This window comes from Pseudoxanthobacter sp. M-2 (genome assembly GCF_046156265.1).
In the GTDB taxonomy this organism is placed as follows: domain Bacteria; phylum Pseudomonadota; class Alphaproteobacteria; order Rhizobiales; family Segnochrobactraceae; genus CAMDHY01.
The window spans coordinates 727,444-750,152 of sequence record NZ_JAWDIR010000011.1; the positions used below are offsets into that span (position 1 = coordinate 727,444).

15 protein-coding genes are annotated in these 22,709 nt (G+C 70.3%); 11 read left to right on the plus strand and 4 right to left on the minus strand.

Going from position 1 to position 22,709, the window contains the following annotated elements; translation table 11 throughout:
- Positions 1 to 7: 7 nt before the first annotated feature.
- Positions 8 to 1,453 carry a methylenetetrahydrofolate--tRNA-(uracil(54)-C(5))-methyltransferase (FADH(2)-oxidizing) TrmFO gene (gene trmFO / locus RUR49_RS08465; RefSeq protein ID WP_409145923.1) on the minus strand — a complete coding sequence of 482 codons (1,446 nt, stop codon included), beginning with the start codon at positions 1,451 to 1,453 and terminating at the stop codon, positions 8 to 10.
- An 88-nt stretch (positions 1,454 to 1,541) separates the two neighbouring features.
- Here trmFO and RUR49_RS08470 point away from each other — a divergent pair, with 88 nt between their 5' ends.
- The 8 genes from RUR49_RS08470 to RUR49_RS08505 all read left to right on the plus strand — a co-directional run bounded on the left by RUR49_RS08470 (position 1,542) and on the right by RUR49_RS08505 (position 9,946).
- A complete protein-coding gene (locus tag RUR49_RS08470; RefSeq protein WP_409145924.1) occupies positions 1,542 to 2,732 on the plus strand; it encodes a YbfB/YjiJ family MFS transporter in 1,191 nt (396 codons plus the stop codon).
- A gap of 43 nt (positions 2,733 to 2,775) precedes the next feature.
- Positions 2,776 to 3,402 (plus strand): hypothetical protein, encoded by a 627-nt coding sequence (locus tag RUR49_RS08475; RefSeq protein WP_409145925.1) that lies wholly within the window; start codon positions 2,776 to 2,778, stop codon positions 3,400 to 3,402.
- A gap of 278 nt (positions 3,403 to 3,680) precedes the next feature.
- Entirely contained in the window at positions 3,681 to 4,490 is an 810-nt protein-coding gene (locus RUR49_RS08480) for an ABC transporter ATP-binding protein (protein WP_409145926.1), read from the plus strand.
- The gene (locus RUR49_RS08485) at positions 4,487 to 5,347 is read left to right on the plus strand and encodes an ABC transporter permease (RefSeq protein WP_409145927.1); all 861 of its coding nucleotides are present in this window, start codon (positions 4,487 to 4,489) and stop codon (positions 5,345 to 5,347) included. Before RUR49_RS08480 ends, RUR49_RS08485 begins: the two co-directional genes overlap by 4 nt.
- 133 nt (positions 5,348 to 5,480) lie before the next feature.
- Positions 5,481 to 6,527 carry an ABC transporter substrate-binding protein gene (locus RUR49_RS08490; protein WP_409145928.1) on the plus strand — a complete coding sequence of 349 codons (1,047 nt, stop codon included), beginning with the start codon at positions 5,481 to 5,483 and terminating at the stop codon, positions 6,525 to 6,527.
- Positions 6,528 to 6,608: 81 nt separating this feature from the next.
- On the plus strand, positions 6,609 to 7,475 hold the full coding sequence (locus RUR49_RS08495; RefSeq protein WP_409145929.1) for an alpha/beta hydrolase: 867 nt from the start codon (positions 6,609 to 6,611) through the stop codon (positions 7,473 to 7,475).
- Entirely contained in the window at positions 7,472 to 8,782 is a 1,311-nt protein-coding gene (locus tag RUR49_RS08500; protein WP_409145930.1) for a M24 family metallopeptidase, read from the plus strand. The genes RUR49_RS08495 and RUR49_RS08500 overlap by 4 nt, the downstream gene beginning before the upstream one ends.
- Positions 8,783 to 8,917: 135 nt before the next feature.
- On the plus strand, positions 8,918 to 9,946 hold the full coding sequence (locus RUR49_RS08505) for an amidohydrolase family protein (protein WP_409145931.1): 1,029 nt from the start codon (positions 8,918 to 8,920) through the stop codon (positions 9,944 to 9,946).
- 106 nt (positions 9,947 to 10,052) lie between these two features.
- On the opposite strand, the gene RUR49_RS08510 is transcribed toward RUR49_RS08505, so the two are convergent.
- Together RUR49_RS08510 and RUR49_RS08515 are read right to left on the minus strand one after the other, a co-directional pair.
- Positions 10,053 to 11,441: an aminotransferase class I/II-fold pyridoxal phosphate-dependent enzyme gene (locus RUR49_RS08510; protein ID WP_409145932.1), complete on the minus strand. Its 1,389-nt coding sequence runs from the start codon at positions 11,439 to 11,441 to the stop codon at positions 10,053 to 10,055.
- Positions 11,438 to 19,168: an SDR family NAD(P)-dependent oxidoreductase gene (locus RUR49_RS08515; protein ID WP_409145933.1), complete on the minus strand. Its 7,731-nt coding sequence runs from the start codon at positions 19,166 to 19,168 to the stop codon at positions 11,438 to 11,440. Before RUR49_RS08515 ends, RUR49_RS08510 begins: the two co-directional genes overlap by 4 nt.
- A gap of 509 nt (positions 19,169 to 19,677) precedes the next feature.
- On the opposite strand from RUR49_RS08515, the gene RUR49_RS08520 reads away from it, so the two are divergent.
- From RUR49_RS08520 to RUR49_RS08530, 3 genes are read left to right on the plus strand one after another with little or no spacing between them, the layout of a single operon-like run.
- Positions 19,678 to 20,448: an RluA family pseudouridine synthase gene (locus RUR49_RS08520; protein WP_409145934.1), complete on the plus strand. Its 771-nt coding sequence runs from the start codon at positions 19,678 to 19,680 to the stop codon at positions 20,446 to 20,448.
- A complete protein-coding gene (locus RUR49_RS08525; protein WP_409145935.1) occupies positions 20,445 to 20,930 on the plus strand; it encodes a PaaI family thioesterase in 486 nt (161 codons plus the stop codon). Before RUR49_RS08520 ends, RUR49_RS08525 begins: the two co-directional genes overlap by 4 nt.
- A 53-nt stretch (positions 20,931 to 20,983) precedes the next feature.
- Positions 20,984 to 22,153, plus strand: coding sequence for an isovaleryl-CoA dehydrogenase (locus RUR49_RS08530; protein WP_409145936.1), 1,170 nt, complete (start codon positions 20,984 to 20,986; stop codon positions 22,151 to 22,153).
- 204 nt (positions 22,154 to 22,357) lie between these two features.
- On the opposite strand, the gene RUR49_RS08535 is transcribed toward RUR49_RS08530, so the two are convergent.
- Complete coding sequence (locus tag RUR49_RS08535; RefSeq protein WP_409145937.1) at positions 22,358 to 22,597, minus strand: DUF1127 domain-containing protein; 240 nt, start codon at positions 22,595 to 22,597, stop codon at positions 22,358 to 22,360.
- Between the last annotated feature and the right edge of the window lie 112 nt (positions 22,598 to 22,709).

Here is a 22,709-nt window from a genome sequence, read left to right on the forward strand (position 1 = left end):
GGCCGGGCTACTCCGCGGCCGCTGCGGCCGTCTCACCAAGGCCGAGCCAGGCGCGAGCGTCGACGAGGGCACGGGCGCTCATGGCGCGCTTGCGGGCGACAGACTTCGCTGTGCCGCGCAGCCGCACGCCGCCCTCGGACGTTGGGGCCTCGATCGGCGGGAACAGCCCGAAGTTGACGTTCATCGGCTGGAACGTCCGCCGGCCGCCTTCCTCGGCGCCGAGGTGGCCGCCGGTGATGTGGGCGAGGAGGGCGCCGATCGCCGTCGTCGCCGGCGGCGGGCTCACCGGCTGGCCGAGCCGCTCGGCGGCGGCGAAGCGGCCGGCGAGCAGGCCCATCGCGGCCGATTCGACATAGCCCTCACAGCCGGTGATCTGGCCGGCGAAGCGGATCCGCCCGTCCGCCTTCAGCGCCAGCGTGCCGTCGAGGAGGGCGGGGGAGTTCAGGAAGGTGTTGCGGTGCAGGCCGCCGAGGCGGGCGAACTCGGCTTTCTCGAGCCCCGGGATCATCCGGAAGATGCGCACCTGCTCGGCATATTTCAGCTTGGTCTGGAAGCCGACGATGTTGAAGAGCGTGCCGAGGGCGTTGTCCTGGCGAAGCTGCACCACGGCGTAGGGTTTCGGCTGCGGCATGCGCGGGTTGGTGAGGCCGAATGGCTTCATCGGGCCGTGGCGCAGCGTCTCCGGCCCGCGCGCCGCCATCTCCTCGATCGGCAGGCAGCCATCGAAGTAGGGGGTGGACGCCTCCCATTCCTTGAACGACGTCACCTCGGCCGAGACCAGCGCCGCGATGAACGCGTCGTAGGTCTCGCGGTCCATCGGGCAGTTCAGGTAGTCGGCGCCGGTTCCGCCGGGTCCCGCCTTGTCGTAGCGGGACTGGAACCAGACGGTGTCGAAGTCGATGGTGTCGCGGTGGACGATCGGCGCGATGGCGTCGAAGAAGGCGAGCTGGTCGGTGCCGGTGAGGGCGCTGATGGCGCGGGCGAGCGCACCCGACGTCAGCGGGCCGGTGGCGACGATCGCCAGGTCGGCATCCTCCGGCGGCAACTCGGTCACTTCCTCGCGACGGATGGTGACGAGGGGCTCTGCCTCGATCGCGGCGGTGACGGCGGCGGCGAAGCCCTCGCGGTCGACGGCGAGCGCGCCGCCGGCCGGCACCTGGTTGCGGTCGGCCGCGGCCATCACCAGCGATTCGGCGAGGCGGAGCTCGGCGTGCAGCAGCCCGACGGCGTTGGTCTCGGCGTCGTCGGACCGGAAGGAGTTCGAGCAGACGAGCTCGGCGAGGCGGTCGGTGTGGTGGGCATCGGTCATCCGCACCGGCCGCATCTCGTGCAGCACGACCGGAACGCCGCGGCGGGCGAGCTGCCAGGCCGCCTCGCAGCCGGCGAGGCCGCCGCCGACGATGTGGACAGGACGGCGCGGGTCGGAGCTGGTCTTCGGGGCATCGGTGTTCATGGCCGTGGTATGGATCGCCGCCCGGTGAGCGTCAACGGCCGGGCCGGCAACGCCGTGGTGGCGAGAGCCGCGGTGTCGGGAGAGCAGTGTGGCGGAGCGACGGGAAGCGGCACGAGAGGTTGCCACGGCGCTCGGCCTCGCCGCCGGCCCGGCGGTGGCGCTCGGCATCGCCCGTTTCGGCTACGGCCTGCTGGTGCCGGCGATGCAGGGCGACCTCGGCTGGAGCTATTCCCAGGCCGGCCTCGCCAATGCTGCCAACGCCCTTGGCTATCTCGTCGGAGCGCTGCTCTCGGCGGCCGCGATCGGCCGCTTCGGCGCCCGCCGCACGGCGGTCATCGGCCTCGTCGTGACGGTGGCGACGACGGCGGCAACCGGCCTCGTCAGCGATTTCCTCGCCTTGTGTGTGCTGCGCTTCCTGCCGGGGCTGTCGGGCGCCTTCGTGTTCGTCGCCGGAGGCGTTATGGCGGCGCGGCTCGCCGCCGAGCGGCCCGGAAGCCGCGGCCTCTTGATCGGCCTGTTCTATGTCGGACCCGGCGTCGGCATGGCGATCGCCGGATTGCTGCTGCCGGGTCTCGTCGACGATCGCCCGGACCTCTGGCGCTGGGGCTGGGTAGCCGCCGCGGTCGCAGCGGCGGTGCTGACGCCGGCGTTCGTGCTGGCGGCGCGGCAAGTCCCGGCGCCCGCACGTGCGGCGCCGGGAACGGTCACCCGACCCGGGATGGCGCGCTTCGTGCCGGCGCTGGCGAGCTACTTCGTCTACGCGCTCGGCATGATCGGCTACCTCACCTTCGTCGTCGCCGACCTTGTCGCCGACGGCGCGTCGGCAGCGGTCGTGACTGCATTCTGGGTCTGCCTTGCGGTCGCGAGCTTCCCGGGTCCGTGGATCTGGCAGCGGCTGCTCGACCGGGCGGACGACGGGCGGGCGATGGCCGTCCTGTGCGCGATGATGGCGACCGGGGTCGGACTGTCGATCGTCGGCGGGCTCATCGGCGTGTTCGCCTCGGCGCTGTTCACCGGCGTCGCCATGCTGTCCGTCGTGGCGGCGACGACGTCGCTGGTGCGCAAGGGCGTGGCGCCGGTCGGGTGGCCGGCGGGCATCGCGGTGTTCACCGTCGCCTTCGGCGTCGGCCAGACGATCGGACCCTGGCTCGCTGGCGTCGTCAGCGACCGCTTCGGCGGCCTCGATGCGGGACTGACGGTGTCCGGGGCGCTGATGGCGCTCGCGGCGGTGGTTGCGTTGCTGCAGAAACCGGTCTCCGCTTCCCCGGAGCGCCCGTGATTCGTCGGACCAGAGGCGTGACGCGACAGGGGGAAGCCTGCGGATGAGCCTGCGCAGCAGACTCGGCTGCGCCGTTGTCGTGGCGGCGCTGGTGGCTGGCTGCGCGGGCCAGCACGTCGGCCAGCCGCTTTCCTGGTACCGGGCGCACGGCGGCACGCCGCCGTCCGGCGATCGCATCTTCGTCTGCCACGCCTTCGGCTGCGCCATCCGGACGCCGGTGACCGTCACGGCCGCCGACCGTGCCAAGCTCACACGCATCATGAAGGCAGGCACCGCATCGCCGGCGGCGGAGCGCAGGGCGATCGCCGAGGCGATCTCGTGGTTCGAGCGGCGCGTCGCCGGGCCGGTCGGCTCCGGTGGCGACGTCGGCGGTCTCGACCTGTGGAACGCCGGCGTGCCGGGCCAGATGGACTGCATCGACGAGTCCACCAACACGACGAGCTACCTGCTGCTGCTGCAATCGTGGAAGCTGCTGCGCCATCACACGGTCGCCTCGCCGGTGGCGCGCGGGTTCTTCCTCGACGGGCGCTATCCGCACGCCACCGCCGTCGTCGTCGACGACACCACCGGCAAGCCGTGGGCGGTCGATTCCTGGCCGCAGGCGAACGGCGTGAAGCCCGACGTGATGACGCTGCAGCGCTGGTTCGCCTCCTACCCCTGGCGGGACTGAGGCAGCCGCGCGACGCAGACGGTGCGCCGTCGAGGGGGCGGATGCTGCCCGCGGGACGCCAGCGCGAAACTCCCTGCACGACTGTCGAAGGGCTACCTGCCCCGCGGCCGCGCTTGCCCTTCAGGCCGCCGGGTGCTGGATTGCTGGCTGTCATACAACTCGAGCGCTCAGACCCGAAGTTGGCTTGACTCGCCCGGCATGCGAGAGGAGTATTCCTGTGCAAACGATCGCATACAAAAATAGCCAAGCGGTCGGGCGATAGGGAAGAAGGTGTCCGCATGGAGCCCACGGTCGACACCGGCAAGCCGGCGATCGTTGCCGATGGTGCCAGCAAGCTGTTCCTCGATGGTGCAGTCGTGGCCTTCCATCAGCTGTCGATCGCCATCCAGGCCAACGAGATCCTGTGCATCGTTGGGCCGAGCGGCTGCGGGAAGACCACGTTCTTGCGCTGTATCGCCGGCCTCACCGACATCAGCTCCGGCTCGCTGCTCGTGCAAGGGAAGCCCGTCACCGGTCCGCCGGACGGCGTCGCCATGGTGTTCCAGCACTTCGGCCTGCTGCCGTGGAAGACCGTCTACGACAACGCCGCATTCGGGCTTGCGATGCGGCGCACGCCGGCCGCTGAGATCCGCGAGCGCGTCGGCCACTATCTGGAGCTCGCCGGCCTCACCGGTTTCGAGAAGCACTACCCCTACCAGCTGTCGGGCGGCATGCAGCAGCGCGTCGGGTTGGTGCGGGCGCTCGCCATGAACCCCTCCATCCTCTTGATGGACGAGCCGTTCGCTGCCCTCGACGCGCAGACCCGCGAGACGCTGCAGGAGGAACTGCTGCAGCTGATGGAACGCCCCGACGAGCGCAAGACGATGGTGTTCATCACCCATTCCATTGATGAGGCGATCCTGCTCGGCGATCGCATCGCAGTAATGAGTGCCCGGCCAGGGCGGATCATCGAGGTCCTGGAGATGCCGTTCGGCTGGCCGCGTGACGTCGAGGCCATCCGAACGGACCCGCGCTTCGCCGAGTTCCGCAACCACATTTGGCACCAGCTCAAAGCACGTCCGCCGGCGCTGGAAGGGAGGGCTGCATGAGCGACCACGCCCAGGCCGTCTCGGCCCGACAGACAGCGATCTCGGATGCCCGGGCCGAGCAGGACCAGGCCAAGCGCGTCGCCGAACTGCGCCGCCGCAAGCTCGGCTACCAGAAGCTCGTCATCCGCGTCGTCTCGCTGGTGGTCGTGCTGACGGCCTGGCAGGTCTTCGGTGCGCAGATCGATCCTATCCTGTTCACGACCCCGATCGCCGTCTTCAACGCGGCGGTGGTGATGATCGGCTCCGGTGAACTCTGGCACTACCTGTGGCCGAGCCTGCAGGTCATGCTGATCGGCCTGTTCCTGGCGGCGGTTGCCGGCATCTTCCTTGGCCTGATGCTCGCCCGCTTCTGGATCCTCGACGTCGCGCTCGATATGTACGTCACCTTCCTCTACTCGACGCCGACGGTGGCGCTGGTGCCGTTGATCGTGCTGTGGGCGGGCTTCGACACAGCTGCCAAGGTCGTCATCCTGTTCCTGTTCGCCTTCTTCCCGATGGTGATCAACACCTACCAGGGCGTGAAGAACGTCGACCCTAAACTTCTCGAGGTCGGCAAGGCGTTCCGCTGCGGCGAGGGCCAGCTCTGGTTCAACATCGTGCTGCCGGCGGCGCTGCCGTTCATCGTGACGGGGCTGCGGCTGGCGGTCGGCCGCGGTCTGATCGGCATGGTGCTGGCCGACCTCTACACGGCGATCTCCGGCATCGGCTACCTGATCGTGCGCACCGCCTCGACCTACCAAGTAGACAAGATGTTCGTGCCGATCATGACGCTCGGAGTCCTCGGGGTCACGATGACCGGCCTGCTGCGCTTGCTGGAACGGCGGGTGGCGCCCTGGACGGCGCAGCAGCGCGACTGACGACGGCGAGGCCGCGCCGCCCCACGGCGCGGCTCTCGCCCCGATGGTGGCCGCACGGGCCGCCGGAGCGAAGACCCCGGAGCCGCGAAGAACGGACGGGCGCGATCAGCGGATCGCCAGGAGGAGACACACAATGTCGGGCAAACGTCTGCACCATTGGATGACGTCGGCGGCGCTCGGTGGCGCAGCCATCCTCGCTCTGGCCGGCACGGCGAGCGCTCAGGACCAGAAGTGCGAGAAGATGCTGCCGATCAACATCGGCATCGCCGTCGTACCGCCGAACGTCGTGCACACCACGCCGCACGTCGCCAAGGCGCTCGGCCTCTTCGAGAAATACTGCGTCGACGCCACGCTGATGCACTTCGAGGGCGGCCAGTCGGCGACGGCGACCACCGCCGTTGCGCAGGGGACGGCGGTCGGCAGCATCAACGAGGTCGCCATCGGCAACGGCATGCGGGCGAAGCAGTTCTGGGCGCTCGCCCCGCGCATGCCGCAGGCCTACTTCGTCGTCGAGGAGATCAAGACGCCGCAGGACCTGAAGGGCAAGCGGCTGAGCGCGGCCGGCGGCGGCGTCGGCGGCTTCAACTGGCGGATGGCGCGCGAGATTCTCGACAAGAACGGCATGTCCGTCGACGACGTGCAGTTCATCTCGCAGGGCACCGCCGGCCGGCTGCCGGGCCTTCTGACAGGTCAGCTCGACGGCGTCGCGCTGCATCCCGAGGACGTCTTCATCGCCCAGGAGAAGAAGCCCGGCGCACACGTGCTGGTGCAGCTCGCGGACATGATGCCGGACTACGTGTTCAACGTTTACGGCGCCAGTGACAGCTTCATCGCCGAGAACCGTGAGACACTCGTCAACATGGCGGCTGCGATGACGGAAGCGAGCCGGATGATGTATACGGACAAGGAGAAGGTCCTGCCGATCATCATCGAGGCAACGGAGAAGCCGCCCGAGGCGGTTGAGTATGCTTGGACGTATCTGACGGACAACTGCGTGTGGACCGTCAATACTGGCTTCGACAAGGCCCGCGCCGAGTGGTCGATCGAGAACTCGGTCCGCAACGGCGACGTCGAAGAGGCCAAGAAGCCGACCTTCGAACAACTCGCAGACCTTTCGATCAGCGCCGACGCGCTGGCCAAGGTGGGCGGGCCGATCGAGATCGGCGAGTGCAAGCTCTGAGTCGATAGTGATCGGACGGTCCGCCCGGCCCCGAAAGGGCCGGGCGGCGCCGTCTCGGGGGATGGGGCAGCGAGGGGGACGATGCGGACGCAACTGGTCACGATCGAGACGGACACCACGCCGCTCGACGGGGCGTTCCATGAGCCGGACGGCGGCGCCACCGCCGGCGGAGTGCTGCTTTTCCACGGCAACACGATGAACTTCTACACCGGCGCGCCGCGGTTTCTGCCGCCGGCGCTGACGGCGATGGGATACGCCTGCCTCGCCTTCAACCGGCGCGGCCACGACATCATGAGCATCCGCAACAGCCGCGCCGCCGAAGGCGCCGCCTTCCAGAAGACGGCGGAGGCGATCGAGGACAATCGCATCGCCGCGCGCTGGATGGCCGAGCGAGGCTTCGCGGCCCCGGTGATCATCGGCCACTCGAACGGCGGCATGCTGGCGGTGCAGCATGTCGCCGACCATCCCGAGACGCCCGCCCTGGTGCTGTTGTCGGCACATGGCGGCGCCGACCAGATGCGCCGGTCGAGCAGCATCGGCCTGCTTGCCGGCAATCGGTTCGCCGAACTTTCGGCCCACGCCCAGGCGCTGGTCGATGCGGGGCGGGGTCAGGACCTGATGCTGATGCCGGGCTGGTGGTACGTCACCACGGCGGAGAGCTTCATCGACCGGATGACGCAACTGCCGGACGTCCTCGCGCTCGCCCCGGAGATCCGTTGCCCGTCGCTGTTCATCGTCGGCGACGAGGAGCCGGCCGACCTCTATCCGGCAGAGCGCTTCGCCGCCCGCGCCGGCGGCCCGTCGGAGGCCCGAATCCTCGCCAACTGCAACCATTTCTATGTCGGCCGCGAGGCCGCAGTGACCGACGCGGTGGTCGACTGGCTGGCTCGGACGCTTCGTCCCGCCGCCGCTGGCCAACCGACAATCGCTCAAGGAGACGACGCATGACCATCATCGCCCCGAAGCCTGGCCTGAAGGCCTGGGAGGACGTCCGCCACAAGCTCGACCACGGCCCGAGCTTCGGCGCCATGTCGGGCACGCCCTATTTCCGCGAGGCGGTCTACGAGCAGTTCTCGGCGGCCGAATACGCGCGCCGCTACAAGCTGTTCCGGGACAAGATGCGGGACGCGAAGATCGACGTCGCCATCGTGCCGGGCGGCCCGAGCCACTGGAGCTTCGGCGGCGGCATGTTGTGGCTGACCGGCCACTGGGAATGGCACGCCTTGGCGGCCTATCTCGTGGTGCCGCTGGAGGGTGATCCGACGCTCGTCTACGCCATGGGGGGCACCCATGCGGAGGCGGTGCGGCGGGTGACGGCAGCGGCGATCTCCGACGTCCGCCATAGCCGCAACGGCAGGTACGCCGAGGTGATGGTCGAGCGGATCCAGGAGCTGGGGCTCGGGAAGGGCCGGATCGGCCTGCTGGAGATCGACCCGCGCCACGGCGACTACCTGCCCGTCAACCAGTTCAACGTGCTGCGCGAGAAGCTGCCGGATGCGGAGATCGTCTTCACCGAGGGGTGGATGCACGAGCTGCTGTCGATCCACAGCGCCGAGGAGCTCGACTGCGTGCGCAAGGCGGGCGTGCTCTGCACCAACGCCATGAACGCCATCGCGGCGCGGGCCCGGCCGGGCGTGCATGAGTACGAGCTGCGGGCCGCGGCGGGTGCGGCGATCCTCGAGGGCGGTGGCGACATCGACTTCCTGATCATCGGCACGACGCCGATGTCCGATCCGGCGCAGGTGTTCGGCAATCCGCGGCCGTCGTGGCGGAAGATCGAGGATGGCGACTTGATCCTGATGGAGCTCGCCGCCGGCTACCGCGGCTACAGCGCCCAGGTCGGCTCGCCGATCTGCGTGGGCGAGCCGCTCGAGCCGATCCGCCGCTTCTGGGACGAGATCGCCAAGCCCGGCTTCGTGAAGATGGCCGCCGAGATCAAGCCGGGCAATCCGGTGGACGCGCTGCGCATCGCCGGCCAGTTCTTCCGCGAGAAGGGGGTGCAGTCGCGCCCGGTGCACTGCCACGGCATCGACCTCGTCACCGACGGGCCGCACGTCTATGCCGATCACATCGACGTCGAGCCGTTCGAGGAGATCATGAAGCCGGGCATGGTGATCATGGCCGAGCCGAACCCGATCTCGGCGGATGGCATGCTCGGCATGTTCGTTGGCCACACCTTCATCGTCACCGAGACGGGCAGCGAGTGCGTCGACGAGTTCCCGCTCGAGCTCGTCGTCGCGGGTCGCGGCGCCTGAGGCCTCGCTGGCCGGCCTGATGGGCCCATTACTCTCTGTTCGCCACTCAAGTTCCCACGCGGAAGGACCACCCTTGCGACACGACATCAGCAGAAACGATTGCCTCGCCCTCCGTCACGACGTGGGGAGAGCCCGATGAGCGCGCTTCCGCCGCTGCGCAGCGGCCCGATCGACGTCCATGCCCACATCGTGCCGGAATCGCTGCTGGCGCGCTTCGAGGCGGGTGAGCGGGAGAACTTCCGGGTCGAGCAGGCCGAGGGCGGGCGGCGGCGCGTCGTGCTCGGCGGCCGCGTCGTCAACCCGCCGCTGATGCCGGCGATGACCGACATGGCGCTGCGCCTCGCCGACATGGAGAAGCAGGGCGTCGCCGTGCAGATCCTGTCGCCGTGGGTGCAGCTCTGCGGCCTCGGCCTCGGTGCGGAAGACGCCGCCTGGGTGGTCGAGGCGACGAACGCCGAGATCGCCGCCATCGTCCGTGCGCATCCGGACCGCTTCCGCGGCTTCGGCGGCGTGCCGCTGCATCACCCCGAGGTCGCCGTCGAGGCGCTGCGCCGCGCCATGACGGTGCATGGCCTGCTCGGCGTCGAGGCCTCGACCACGCCGACCGCAGAGCTCTTCCTCGATGATCCGAAGCTGGAGCCGTTCTGGGCCGAGGCCGAGAAGCTCGGCGCCATCGTCATGCTGCACCCGCCGCAGGGCCCGCCCGTCGGGGCGTATTCCCGCTTCTACATGCAGAACCTGGTGCTCAATCCGCTGGAGACGGCGATTGCCGGCGCGCATTTGATCTTCGGCGGCGTGATGGAGCGCCATCCGGACCTGACGATCCTGCTCGTCCACGGCGGCGGCTTCCTGCCCTACAACCTCGGCCGTCTGAAGCGGGGACATGCCATCCGACCGGAGACCAAGGGCGCGCTGAAGGGCAGCGTCGAGGATTCCTTCCGACGCTTCGTCATCGACACCGTCACGCACTCGGCCTCGGGCCTGCGATTCCTCTATGGCGAGGTTCCGGCCGGGCAAGTGGTGATGGGGACGGACTATCCGTTCGACATGGCCGATCCCGACCCGCTGACGACGGTGCGCGAGGCGGAGCTGCCTGAGGACGATACCCAGGCCGTGCTCGAGGGCAACGCCGCCCGACTGATCGCAGCCGTCGAGGCACGGTGAGAACCGGCGCGTCTGCGCCCGCGCCTTGACGCCAGAAACAAGACGGCCGGCCCACCATCGATGGGCCGGCCGTTTGTTTTCGCTGGTCGAAAGGAGCGTGCGCCGCTTATGAGCGGACGCGGTCGCCGACGAGCTTCTTCAACTGCGACCCGGCGGCCCGCACCTCGGCCAGCGCCTCGGCGGTGAGGTCGACGGTCGTGTCGATCTCCTCGTCGGTGTGGGCGGCGGTGATGAAGAAGCGCAGGCGCGCAGAGCGCTCGGCAACGGCCGGGAAGATGATCGGCAGGGCGTTGACGCCGGCATCGTGCAGGCGCTGCGACAGCATCGCGGCGCTGACGGATTCGCCGACGATCACCGGCACGACGCAGTAGCCGGCACTCGGACCGACATCGAGGCCGCGCTCGCGGGCGCGGGCGACGAAGCGCTGGCCGTTCTCGCGGATGCGCGCGACCCGTTCCGGCTCCCGCTCGAGGAGGTCGAGACAGACCTTGGCCGCCGCGGCGACGGCGCCCGGCATGCCGACGGAATACAGGAAGCCTGGGGCGGAGAGCTTCAGGTATTCGATCAGGGTCGTCGAGCCGGCGATGTAGCCGCCGCAGCCGCAGAGCGTCTTCGACAGCGTGCCCATCCAGATCTCGACCTCGTTCGGGTCGACATCCCAATGTTCAGCGAGGCCGCGGCCGGTGGCGCCGAGGACGCCGAGGGAGTGCGCCTCGTCGACCATCAGCCAGGCGTCGAAGCGGCGCTTGATCGACAGCAGACGCGGCAGGTCCGGCATGTCGCCGTCCATCGAGTAGAGACCCTCGACGACGATCAGCACCCGCTCGGCACGGTCGCGCATCTGGGTGAGCATGTCCTCGAGCGCGTCGAGGTCGTTGTGCGGAAACGTCCGGCGCGTCGCGCCCGACAGGCGCGCACCCTCGGTGACGCTGTTGTGGATCAGAGCGTCGTAGAGGACGAGGTCCTTCGGGCCGAGCAGGTGGCCGATGGTGGTGACGTTGGTGGCGTGGCCGGACACCATCACCACGCAGTCCTCGACGCCGAGGAACTCGGCGAGGCCGCGCTCGAGATCGCGGTGGATCGGCCGCTCGCCGGCGACGAGTCGGCTCGCAGACACCGAGACGCCGTACTGGTCGATGGCCGACTTGGCGGCGTCGATCACGGCCGGATGGCCGTTGAGGCCGAGATAGTCGTAGGAGGAGAAGTTGACGTACTCGCGGTTGCCGATCGTGGTGCGGTTGCCCGCGATGCCGGCGTGCGAGCGGAAGTAGGGGTTCTCGATGCCGAGCAGATCGGCGGCGGCGCGCTGCATGCGCATCTGCCGCACGGGCTGAAGCTCGCCGAAGTCGAACGCGGTGCGGCGTTTGGCGTCGCGAACGGCTGCGAGTTCCGTCGGCCGCCGACCCTTGGCGGCCTTGCGCGTGGCGCGCACGCCGGCCAGCAGCTTGTCCTTGTCCGTCCCCGAAAGTCCGTCGATACCGCGTCCGCGACTCATCCGATGATCTTCCTGATCTTCCGGCTGTGCTCCTCGACGGCGCTGGCGATGGCAGCCGCGTCGGGGCTTTCAGCGTCGCTGTCGCCGACATGGCTCTTGGCCAGCGATTCGGCGTCTTCGCCGAGGTTGCTGTCGAAGTCCTCGCCCCCGATACGGGCGAGAATGCGACGGGAGATGTCGGTCAGCGTGGCACCGTTGGCAAGGGACATCAGCGGGATGTCGATGCCCATGCGCTGCTCGGCCGCCATGCGCAGTTCCAGCGCCATCAGCGAATCCATGCCGATGGCGGCGAGCGGACGGTGCCGGTCGATCTCGTCGGCCGGCAGCCGCAGGATGCGGGCGATCTCGCCGGCGAGCAGCCGCGATACCGTCTCGATGGCGCGGTCGGCGTCCATGCCTTCGACGAGCGCCTTGAGGTCGACCGAGGCGCTGCCCGTCTCGGCGTCGCCGCCGCCGACCGCGATGCGCTCGGCGAGCGGCGTGGCGAGGAGCGCGAGGTCCTTGCGGGCCGCCGCCCAGTCGATGCGGCCGTAGCCGACCATCGCCAGCGCCGGATCAGCGGGATCGAGCGCCAGCAGGCGACCGAGCCCGTCGAGCGCCTCCTCGGCGGTGAGCGCGTGGCGGCCGAGCTTGCGCGACAGCAGCGCGCTGACCTCCTGGTTGCGGGCGAGGTAGCCCGCATCGGCGATCGCGCCCCACGCGACGGCCAGGGCTGGCCGGCCGGCGGCGCGACGGCGACGCGCCAGAGCCTCGAGATAGGCGTTCGCCGCGACGTAGTTCGCCTGGCCAGGATTGCCGACGAGCGTCGTGGCCGAGGAGAACATCACGAAGAAGTCGAGGGGCAGGTCGGCGGTGGCGGTGTCGAGATTGTCGGCGCCGGTGATCTTCGGGGCGAGCACAGAGCCGATGCGGTCGGCGTCGAGGTTCTGGATCAAGGCGTCGTCGAGCACCATGGCCGTGTGCAGGACACCGCCGAGCGGCGCCGGCGCGGCGGCGAGCGACGCGACCAGCCGGTCCACGGCGCTAGCGTCGACGAGGTCGCAGGCGGCGACGCGGACCGAACAGCCGGATGCGCGCAGGGCTTCGACGCGCTCCGTCGCCGCCGGGTCGAGCTTGCCGGAGCGGCTCGCCAGCACCAGGCTGCGGGCGCCGCGGCCGGCGAGCCAGCGCGCGGCCTCGAGGCCGAAGCCGCCCACGCCACCGGCGACGAGGTATGTCCGGTCGGGGCGGATCTGCACGCCGACTGGCTTCTCCGCGCGGATCGCGCCGACGGGCGGAGGCACAACGACGATCTTGCCGACGTGGCCGGACTGCTGCATCAGCCGGAACGCCTCTCCGACCGCATCGGCCTCGAAGCGGCGATAGGGAAGCGGCGTCAGCGTGCCGTCCTCAAACAGCCGCACCAGATCAGCAAACATCCGGTTGGCGAGCGCCGGCTTGTTCATCAGGAGCTGGTCGGCGTCGATGCCGAAATAGGAGACGTTGCGGCGGAACGGGCGGAGCGCGATGCGGGTGTTGGCGTAGTAGTCGCGCTTGCCGAGTTCGAGGAAGCGGCCGAACGGCTTCACCACCGCCAGGCTGCGCTCCATGGCTTCGCCGGCAAGCGAGTTCAGCACCGCGTCGACGCCGACGCCGCCCGTGATTGCCATCACCTCGTCGGCGAACTCGAGGCCGCGCGAGTTGAGGACGTGGTCGGCGCCGAGCGCGAGCAGCAGCGCTCGCTTCTCCGGCGAGCCGGCGGTGGCGATGACGGTCGCGCCACGCCACTTGGCGATTTGCAGCGCCGCGAGGCCGACGCCGCCGGCGCCGCCGTGGATGAGCACCGTCTCGCCCTCGTCGATGCGGGCGAGCTCGACGAGCGAGTAGTAGGCGGTGAGGAAGGCGACGGGGATCGTCGCGGCCGCCTCCGGGGCGACGGAGGAGGGCATCGGCGCCACGGCACGCTCGGCCACGGTGACGTGGGTCGCGAAGCAGGCCGGGGCGAAGGCGATGATGCGGTCGCCGACGGCGCAGCGCGTGACGCCAGGGCCGACGCGGACGATCGTGCCGGAGCACTCCATGCCGATGGTCGGGCCGGCGAAGCCGTCCTCCAGCGCCTCCTCGGGCAGGAGGCCGAGCGACCACATGACGTCGCGGAAATTGAGGCCGGCGGCGTCGACGGCGAACTCGATCTCGCCGGGGCCAGGAACGCGACGCGCACGCCGCACCCAGGCGAGGCCGTCGATGCCGACGCGCGTCGTCTCGAGGACGAAGGCCGGCTCGGCGCCGCCCGTTTCCTCGCCGGCGTCGGCGATCACGCCGCCGCGCTCGATGCGCAGGCCGGTGCGGCGGTTGGCGTCGAGGACGATCTCGCGCTCGGCGATCGGGTCGGCGATCTCGGAAGCGATGCGCACCGCCATCTCGCCGGGCTGCAGCGACGGCGCCGGGTCGATGAGGCGGAGCTCGACGTCCGGGAACTCGTTGAGCGCGACGCGGCCGAAGCCCCAGGCGGCCGCCTGGGACGGGCGATGACCGGGACCGCCGGCGATCGACTGGGCGGCGCCGGGCGCCAGCACCCAGAGGCGCGGCCGGGCCTCGGCGATCTTGACGAGCAGCGTGCCGAGACGGTCGAGGCGGCGGGTGATGGCGGCGAGCGGCACGCGGTCGTCGGCGGCGCCGAGCGCGAACACGAGGTCGCAGCGGCCCTCGCCGCGCATCAGCTCGTCAAGCACGCCCGCGTCGGTGGAGCGGGCGAGGTCGAGCGCGACGACGTCGATGTCGCCGGCCTCGACCGCGCCGTCGACGACGGCGAGGGTGACGGTGCGGCCACGCGAGCGCATCGCGGTGGCGACGGCATCGGCGAGCGAGCGTCCCGGTCCTTCCGCATCAGCGATCACGACGACGCGTCCGAGCGTCTCGGCGGCCGGCGCCTCGACGGACGCGGCGGTGCAATCGGCGCAGAGCACGAGGGCGTCGGTGAGGTCGCTGGCGAGCGGCAGCGCGGTGACGGCGGCAAAGCCGGCGTCAGCGAGCGTGGTCTTCCACTCGTCGGCGGTGGCATTGCGGCCGATGCCCTGATCGGCGGACAGCCCCGTGCGCCACCAGTCGGCACCGACGCCGCAGATCGCGTCGAGCACGATGGTCGGCGACAGTTCGATGGCGACGAGGCGGCCACCCGGCGCTGCTGCACGGGCGAGCGCCGACAGTCCTTCGGGCGCGAAGTGCGTGAGGCGGCCGGCCGACAGCACCAGGTCGTAGGCGTTGCTCTCGGTGCCGATGTCGGCGATCGGCGCGAAGCGGGCGCCGGTGCCGTCGCCGAGGCGAAGGCGGGCACGCTCGAGCACGCTGCCGCTCGGGTCGGTGACGGTGACCGACATGTAGGCCGGGTCGACGAGGGCGATCAGGCGGCGCAGCAGGTCGACGTCGTGGGCGCCGGCGGCGAGCATGCGCAGCGGCGCGCCCTCGGGCCAGGCGGAGGCGATGGTGGCGGCGAGCGCACCGATGGCGTCGCCGAGCGGCCGCGCCATTGGCGAGGCCGTGGCGAGGTGGTCGAGCGTGCCGCTCGAGAAGACGTCGTCCGCGCTTTCCACGAGGCCGCCGGCGAGGCGCTCGGCCAGCACCACCGGTAGCCGGGCCGCGAGCGTTGCCTCGGCGATACGGTCGGGATGCTCGGCGATCAGCGTGCGGACGATGTGGGAGACGTCGGGAAGATCCGTGTCGTCCTCGATCGCCCAGCCCTCGTCGGTCTCGCCGACGATGCCGTACTCCTCGAGGGCGATCAGCAGGCCGGCCGCCAGCGAGCGGGCGTCCTCGGCGAGCCGCCCGGACTGCACCATGGCGTCGAGCGTCACCGGCTCTCCACCCGCGAGCAGCGGGCGCAGCGCCTCGACAGCAGCCGAGCGCGCGGCGGCTTCGACCAGAAGGGCGCCTTCCTCGAGCTCCGGCGCCTCGTCGGTGATGAGACCGAGCGTGCGCAGGGCGACTTCCGGCCCGGCCGGCCAGACGGTGGCGAACGGATCGACACCGTCGCGGGAGACGAGGCGCTTCGGCAGCACGCGGTAGGCGAGGTCGTCGGGGCGGTCTGCAGTCGTCAGCTTGACGCGCTGGAAGCGCGCGCCGTCGAGGACGGCGACCAGGGCACCGCCGGCGTCGAACATCTCGATGCGGGCGGTGACCGAGCGCACCGATGCGCGCGTCACGACCAGGCGTGCCGACGTCGGCGTCTTGCCGGCGGCGGCAATGCGCAGCGACCCGAAGCGGACCGGCAGCACCGTGGAACCATCGCGGCCGTCCAGTCCCGCACGGCCGTCGAGCAGCGCGAACAGGCCATGGAAGCAGGCGTCGAGCAGCGTCGGATCGAGGGCGAAGCCGGCATTGGCGGTGGCCGGATCCGGCGGGGCGAGCTCGACGGTGGCGACGCTGTCGGATTCGATGACGACCGCGTGGGCGCGGCGGAACACCGGGCCATAGCGCAGGCCGAAGCGCTCGGTGAGCTTGTAGAGACGGTCGGCCGTGACGCGGCGCCCGCCCTCTGTCGGCGCCGGCGCCGTCACGTCCGGCAGGCCGGGCGAGCGGGTGATGGCGCCGCGGGCGTGGATCGTCCAGTCGTCGGTGGTGAGGCGGCTGCGGCTGACGATCTCGATGACGTGGTCGTCCGGGGAGATGCGGACCATCGTCTCGCGGGCGGCATCCGCCTCGACGATCAGTGGGGCGACGACGTCGAAGTCGGCCAGTTCGACGGCCTGCACGCCGAGCCACGACCGCGCCGCGGACAGCGCCATCTCCGCGAAGCCGGCGGCCGGCAGCACCACGGAATCCTCGACCTTGTGGTCGGCGAGCCAAGGCACCAGGGCGCTGTCGATGTGGTTGAACCACTCGACGGATTCGCGGCGCAGGCGCGCGCCGAGCAGCGCGTGCGGTCGCCCGGAAATGGCGCCGATCGCCTCCGACGTCGTTTCGATGCGGTAGGGCTTGTTCTGCCACGGATAGGTCGGCAGATCGGAGGAGGGGACGACGCGTGGGCCGAACATCGCGGCTTCGTCGACGGAGCCGCCGGCTGCGAGCACCGAGGCGGCGATGAGGCCGACGACGTCGGGCTTGTCGTCACCACGATCGAGCGAGCTCAGCACGTTCGCCGCGACGTCCATGGTGCGCAGGATGTCGTTGACGTAGCCGGTCAGCACCGGGCGCGGGCCGATCTCCAGGAACAGGCGGTAACCCATGCCGGCGAGCGTGCGCACGCCCGCCTCGAAACGAACCGGCCGGCGGACGTTCTGCCACCAGTACTCGGCGTCGAGGCCCGTGCCGGGCGTCTCCGCCCCGGTGACGGTGGAGATGAAGGGCACGCGGCCGGCGCGAGGCGCGAGGCCCGACAGGGCGCCGACGAGCGGATCACGGATCGGCTCGACGAGGGCGCAGTGGAAGGGATAGTCGAGGTCGAGGCGCTTCAGGGCCCAGCGCTGCTTGCGCGCGTGCTTGGCGAAGACGTCGAGAAGCTCGCTCGGCCCGGAGATCGTGATGCTGCGCGGGCTGTTGATCGCGGCGATCTCGATGCCGGCAAAGCGTGGATCGGCGATCGCGGCGGCGGCCTGCTCGGCCGGCATCAACAGGGCGGCCATGCCGCCGAGGTGGCGGGTGACTTCCTGGTGGGTGGAGCGGGCGTGGATGACGCGCACGCCCTGGTCGAGCGTCAGGGCGCCGCTGACGCAGGCAGCGGCCACTTCGCCGACGCTGTGGCCGGCGACGGCCGCCGGCGTGACGCCGCGCCGGGCGAGTGCCTCGGCGAGCGCCACCTGGATGGCAAACAGCAGCGGCTGGGCGATCTCGGTGCGCTCGATCTCGGCGTCGAGCTCGGGCGAGAACAGCGCGGTCAGCAGCGACCAGCCGGCGATGCCCATGAAGACGCGGTCGATGCGGTCGAAGGCGAGGCGGAAGTCACGGTCGGCCTGATAGGCGGAGCGGCCCATGCCGGGCCACTGCGCGCCATTGCCGGAGAACAGGAAGGCGACCTGCGAGCCACGCGCGATGGCGCGGCCATCGGCGACGGCCGGATGGGCGGTGCCGCCGAGGTAGCCGTCGATGGCGGCGAGGCGCTCGGCCTTGGTGCGGCCGAGGAAGACCGCCCGGTGCTCGAGCCTGTCGCGGGTATAGGCCGCGGCGTTGACGATGCGGGCCGCCTGCGTCTCGTCGGCTTCCTCGATGCGGTCGCGATAGCGCTTGGCGAGCTCCGCCAGCGCCTCGCGCGTCTGCGCCGAAACGACGAGCGGGGCGGCGGCGTCGGCCACCGGCGAGCGGCCGGCCGGGACCGGATCGGCGTCGCGCAGCACGACATGGGCGTTGGCGCCGCCGAAGCCGAAGGAGTTGACGCCGGCATAGCGCGGCGCCGACCCGCGCGGCAGCGGACGGGCGTGCGTCACCACCTCGAGATTGAGGGCGGCGAACGGAATGTCGGGGTTCGGCGTGTTGAAGTGGAGCGACGGCGGCAGCAGGTCGTTCTCGAGGGCGAGCTGTGCCTTCAGGAGCCCGACCAGGCCGGAAGCCGGCTCGAGGTGGCCGACGTTCGTCTTCACCGAGCCGAGCAGCAGCGGCGACTTGCGCCGCTTGCCGATGATCTCGCCGAGCGCCATCGCCTCGGCGGGATCGCCGACGCGCGTACCGGTACCGTGCGCCTCGATGAAGGCGACGGAATCGGGGGTGATCTCGAAGCGGCTGTAGACCTCCTCGAGCAGATCCGCCTGGGATTCGCTCGACGGCAGCGACAGGCCGACGGTGCGTCCGTCGGCGTTGATGCCGGACCCGACGATGAGGCCGCGGATGGCGTCGCCGTTGGCGCGGGCGGCGTTCGCCGAGCGCAGAACCAGCACCGCCGCTCCTTCGGAGCGGACATAGCCGTCGCCGTCGGCGTCGAAGGCGCGGCAGAGGCCGGACGGCGAGAGCATCGACGCCCGCGCGAAGCCGACGAACGGCAGCGGGCTGAGGAGCAGGTTCACGCCACCGACGACAGCGGTGTCGATACGGCCGGTGCGGATCGCCTCCAGCGCCTCGTGCAGGGCGACGAGCGACGAGGAGCAGGCTGTGTCGACGGTGAAGCTCGGCCCGCGCAGGTCGAGTACATAGGAAATGCGGTTGGAGACGATCGACAGCGTGTTGCCGGTCATCAGCTGGACGTCGGCGGCCGCCGGGTCGAACAGGAACTGGTTGCCGTAGTCGAGCGAGGAGGCGCCGACATAGACGCCGGTCCGGCTGCCGGCGAGCTTGCTCGGCGGCAGGCCCGCGTGCTCGAGGGCCTCCCACGTCACCTGCAGCAGAAGGCGCTGCTGCGGATCGATCTGCACGGCCTCGCGGGGCGAGATGCCGAAGAAGCCCGGGTCGAAGCCCCAGACGTCGTCGATCTGGCCGGCGGCCCAGGTGTAGGTCTTGCCGGGGGCGCTGCGGTCCGGGTGACCGAAGCGCTCACGCGCCCATCGGTCTCCGGAAACTTCGGACACGACGCAGCGTCCCTCGGCCAGAACCTCCCAGAACGCGGAGGCGTTTGCCGATGACGGGAGGCGGCAGGCGTAGCCGAGTATTGCGATATCGTCGAAGGTTTCAGCCATCGGGTCCGTCGTAACGCATCGTCTCTGGTCCGGTCGGCGGTACTGGCACCACTTGAAGTCTTGCAGCGACCAACCGGCGACTGCGAAGGCGTCGGTCGTTCCCGAGTCGGTACGGGTCGTCGAGGATCCACTCCAGCCCCGAAAGCTGCTCATACTGTATCGATCGGGGGTGCGCAAGGAACGAGCCAAGCCCGACGCCGGATCGCACGTTTGCTTCGTAAATATTTGAGAGAAATAGAAAAATTGAGTTACGAGGAAGGCGTTTCGAGAGCTCGATTCGGGCTCTAGCGGCGCCGCTTCGGGGGGCTTGCGGGAGGCTCGAAGGGCGTCAGCGCAGCCGCACTCCCGTTGTTTTTCCGGCTTTCTCTAAGAATGGCAGCTCCCCGACGCAGAAATGCGGCGTGCTCACCGAATGCAACGGAACTGCAATCGGAATTGATCAAGCGAAACGGCAGTTTGGCTCGTTCGGACCAGCTTCGCGCAATGTCCGGACGATTGCAGGGGCTCGCCGCGAATCGGTCGTCCGCCTCGCAACGCGGCCAGCTGCGTCGCCCGTCGCCGCCGCGCACCCCCGCGGGGCGCGAGCAGGGACAGCAGCGCGCAGGCGATCGGGTCCGCGCCGGCGCTTGCGTCCCGCCGCGCGCGGCGCCACACAGTCCCTTATGCCGCGGACTGCACCCCGATCCAGCGCCTCGACGAACGCCTCGGACGACCTCGGTCTGCCGGAGCGCATCCTGTATCGCGACGATGACGTGCTCGTGCTCGACAAGCCGGCGGGCGTGCCGGTGCACAAGGGACCGAAGGGCGGGCCGGTGCTGGAGGACGGGTTCGAGGCCCTCCGGTTCGGCCTGCCGGAGCGGCCGGGTCTCGCCCATCGGCTGGACAAGGACACCGCCGGCTGCCTCGTGCTCGGGCGCAGCCGCCGGGCGCTCGCCGCCCTCGGCCGGCAGTTCGCCGGCGGCACCGTCTCGAAGGCCTACTGGGCGGTGGTGCGTGGCGGCCCGGCGGAGGAGGCCGGCACCATCGATGCCCCGCTCGCCAAGCGCGACGAGCACCGTGGCTGGTTCATGATGGTGTCCGCCGACGGGCAGGCCTCGGAGACACGGTGGACGGTGCTGGGGCGAGGCCCCGGCGTCGCCTGGCTCGAACTCGTGCCGGTGACCGGCCGGACACACCAGTTGCGGGCGCACACCGCCCATGCGGGCTTCCCGATCCTCGGAGATCCGATCTATGGGCGGGCGCCGGCGAACGGGGCTCGCCTCCAGCTCCTCGCCCGCACCATCCGGCTGCCGGCGCTTGGCGCGCGTCCGGCAGTGACGGTGACGGCCCCCGTGCCGGCTCACATGAAGGCCGCGCTCGCGCTGTGCGGCCATCGCGCCGGAGACGAGGCCGCGGCGGGCCAGGCGGGCACGAGCGGGGGAGCGGAGGGATGATTCTTGACGAGGGCGCCGGGATGGGGCCGGGGGAACGCCGCACCTTCGTCGCGCGCGACCCCGACTACGAGCGCCGCGTCCGCGACAGTTTCGTCCGCCAGGGGTTCCTGAGACACTGCGGGGCGGTGATCGACGAACTCGCCCCCGGGCACGTGACGCTGTCGGTCCGCCATGCCGAGGCGCTGACGCAGCAGCACGGCTTCTTCCACGGCGGCCTGATCGCGACGCTCGCCGACACGGCCGCAGGCTACGCCGCCCTGTCGATGATGCGGCCGGAGGTCGGTGTGCTGTCGGTGGAGTTCAAGCTCAACTTCATCGCGCCCGCGCGCGGCGAGCGGCTGGTGGCGCACGGACGGGTCATCCGGCCGGGCCGGACCCTGACGGTGTGCCGGGCCGACGTCGAGACTGTCGACGGCGAGCGGGTGACGGAGGTGGCGACGGCGCTCCTGACGATGATGAGCGTCGACGGGTTCCAGGACTGAGACAGCGGCGGAACGGCGGGGTCGCCGGCGCCGGGCCGCGAGGAGGGTGAGCGATGCGCAACGATCTGCCGGGCTTCGATTTTGCTCTCGGCGAGACCGCCGACATGCTGCGCGAGACCGTCCGCAGCTTCGCCGCCGACCGGATCGCCCCGATCGCCGACGAGGTCGACCGCAGCAACACGTTCCCACGGCATCTGTGGCCTGAGATGGGGGCGCTGGGGCTGCACGGCATCACCGTCGAAGAGGAGGATGGCGGCTCCGGGCTCGGCTATCTCGAGCACTGCATCGCCATGGAAGAGGTGAGCCGGGCCTCGGCCTCGGTCGGCCTCTCCTATGGCGCCCACTCGAACTTGTGCATCAACCAGCTCCGGCGCAACGGCACCGCTGAGCAGAAGCAACGCTATCTGCCGAAGCTGATCTCCGGCGAGCACGTCGGCGCGCTGGCGATGTCGGAGCCGGGGGCCGGGTCCGATGTCGTATCGATGCGCACACGAGCCGACCGCCGCCGCGACCGCTACGTGCTGAACGGCTCGAAGATGTGGATCACCAACGGCCCGATCGCCGAGACGCTGGTGGTCTACGCCAAGACGAACCCGGATGCCGGCCCGCGCGGCATCACCGCCTTCCTGATCGAGAAAGGCATGCCTGGTTTCACGACCGCGCAGAAGCTCGACAAGCTCGGCATGCGCGGCTCAGACACCTGCGAACTCGTGTTCGAGGACTGCGAGGTGCCGGAGGAGAATGTGCTCGGGACGGTGGACGGCGGGGTGCGGGTGCTGATGTCCGGGCTCGATTACGAGCGAGCGGTGCTCGCGGCCGGGCCCCTCGGAATCATGCAGGCCTGCCTCGACGTGGTGCTGCCCTACGTCCACGAGCGCAAGCAGTTCGGCCAGCCGATCGGCACCTTCCAGCTGATGCAGGGCAAGCTCGCCGACATGTACGTGACGCTGAACGCCTGCCGATCCTACGTCTATGCCGTGGCGAAGGCCTGCGACCGCGGTCGCACGACGCGCGAGGACGCGGCCGGCGCGATCCTCTACGCCGCCGAAAAGGCGACACAGGTGGCGCTCGACGCGATCCAGTGCCTCGGCGGCAACGGCTACATCAACGACTACCCGACCGGCCGCTTCCTGCGCGACGCCAAGCTCTACGAGATCGGCGCGGGGACGAGCGAGATCCGGCGGATGCTGATCGGGCGGGAATTGTTCGGCAAGACCGCCTGAGCGCGCGTCGGGGCGCTGCTGCCGCGGCGGCGGCCCGAGCGGGGCCTGAAAAAGCGGACGCCCGCCGAGGGGGAGGGGATCCCGGCGGGCGTCACTTTCGGATCCGGAACGAGGGGAGGGGAACCGTTCCGGCCGAGCCAGGGCCGCCGCGGGGGAGGGGATCGCCGCGGCCCGTGGATTCTAGATCTTCTTCAGTCGATCCGATCAGTGCGCGACGCGGCGCGCAATGTTCGGGATCTCGGCCCGGGTGATTCCCAGGTCGTCGAGCTCACGGCTGGAGAGCTTCATCAGCTCCTCATAAGTGGAGCGATACTTCCGCCAGGAGCGATAGCTTTTCACGAGAGAGTCGATCATTTCAACACCAGAGGTTTTGCGTCCGTCGCCGGGTTTGCAGGGCACCCGCCGGCCGGTTTTACGACCGGGGCGCCGCGCTGCGTTCGGCATGACGCGTAGATAGGCGACTGCTTTCGATTGAGGCAGAGGCGGCTGCGCATGGCTGCCCTGCCAATTGTGCAAAGCAGCAGCAGTGTGCCCATTCGGACGGCAGAGGCGCCGT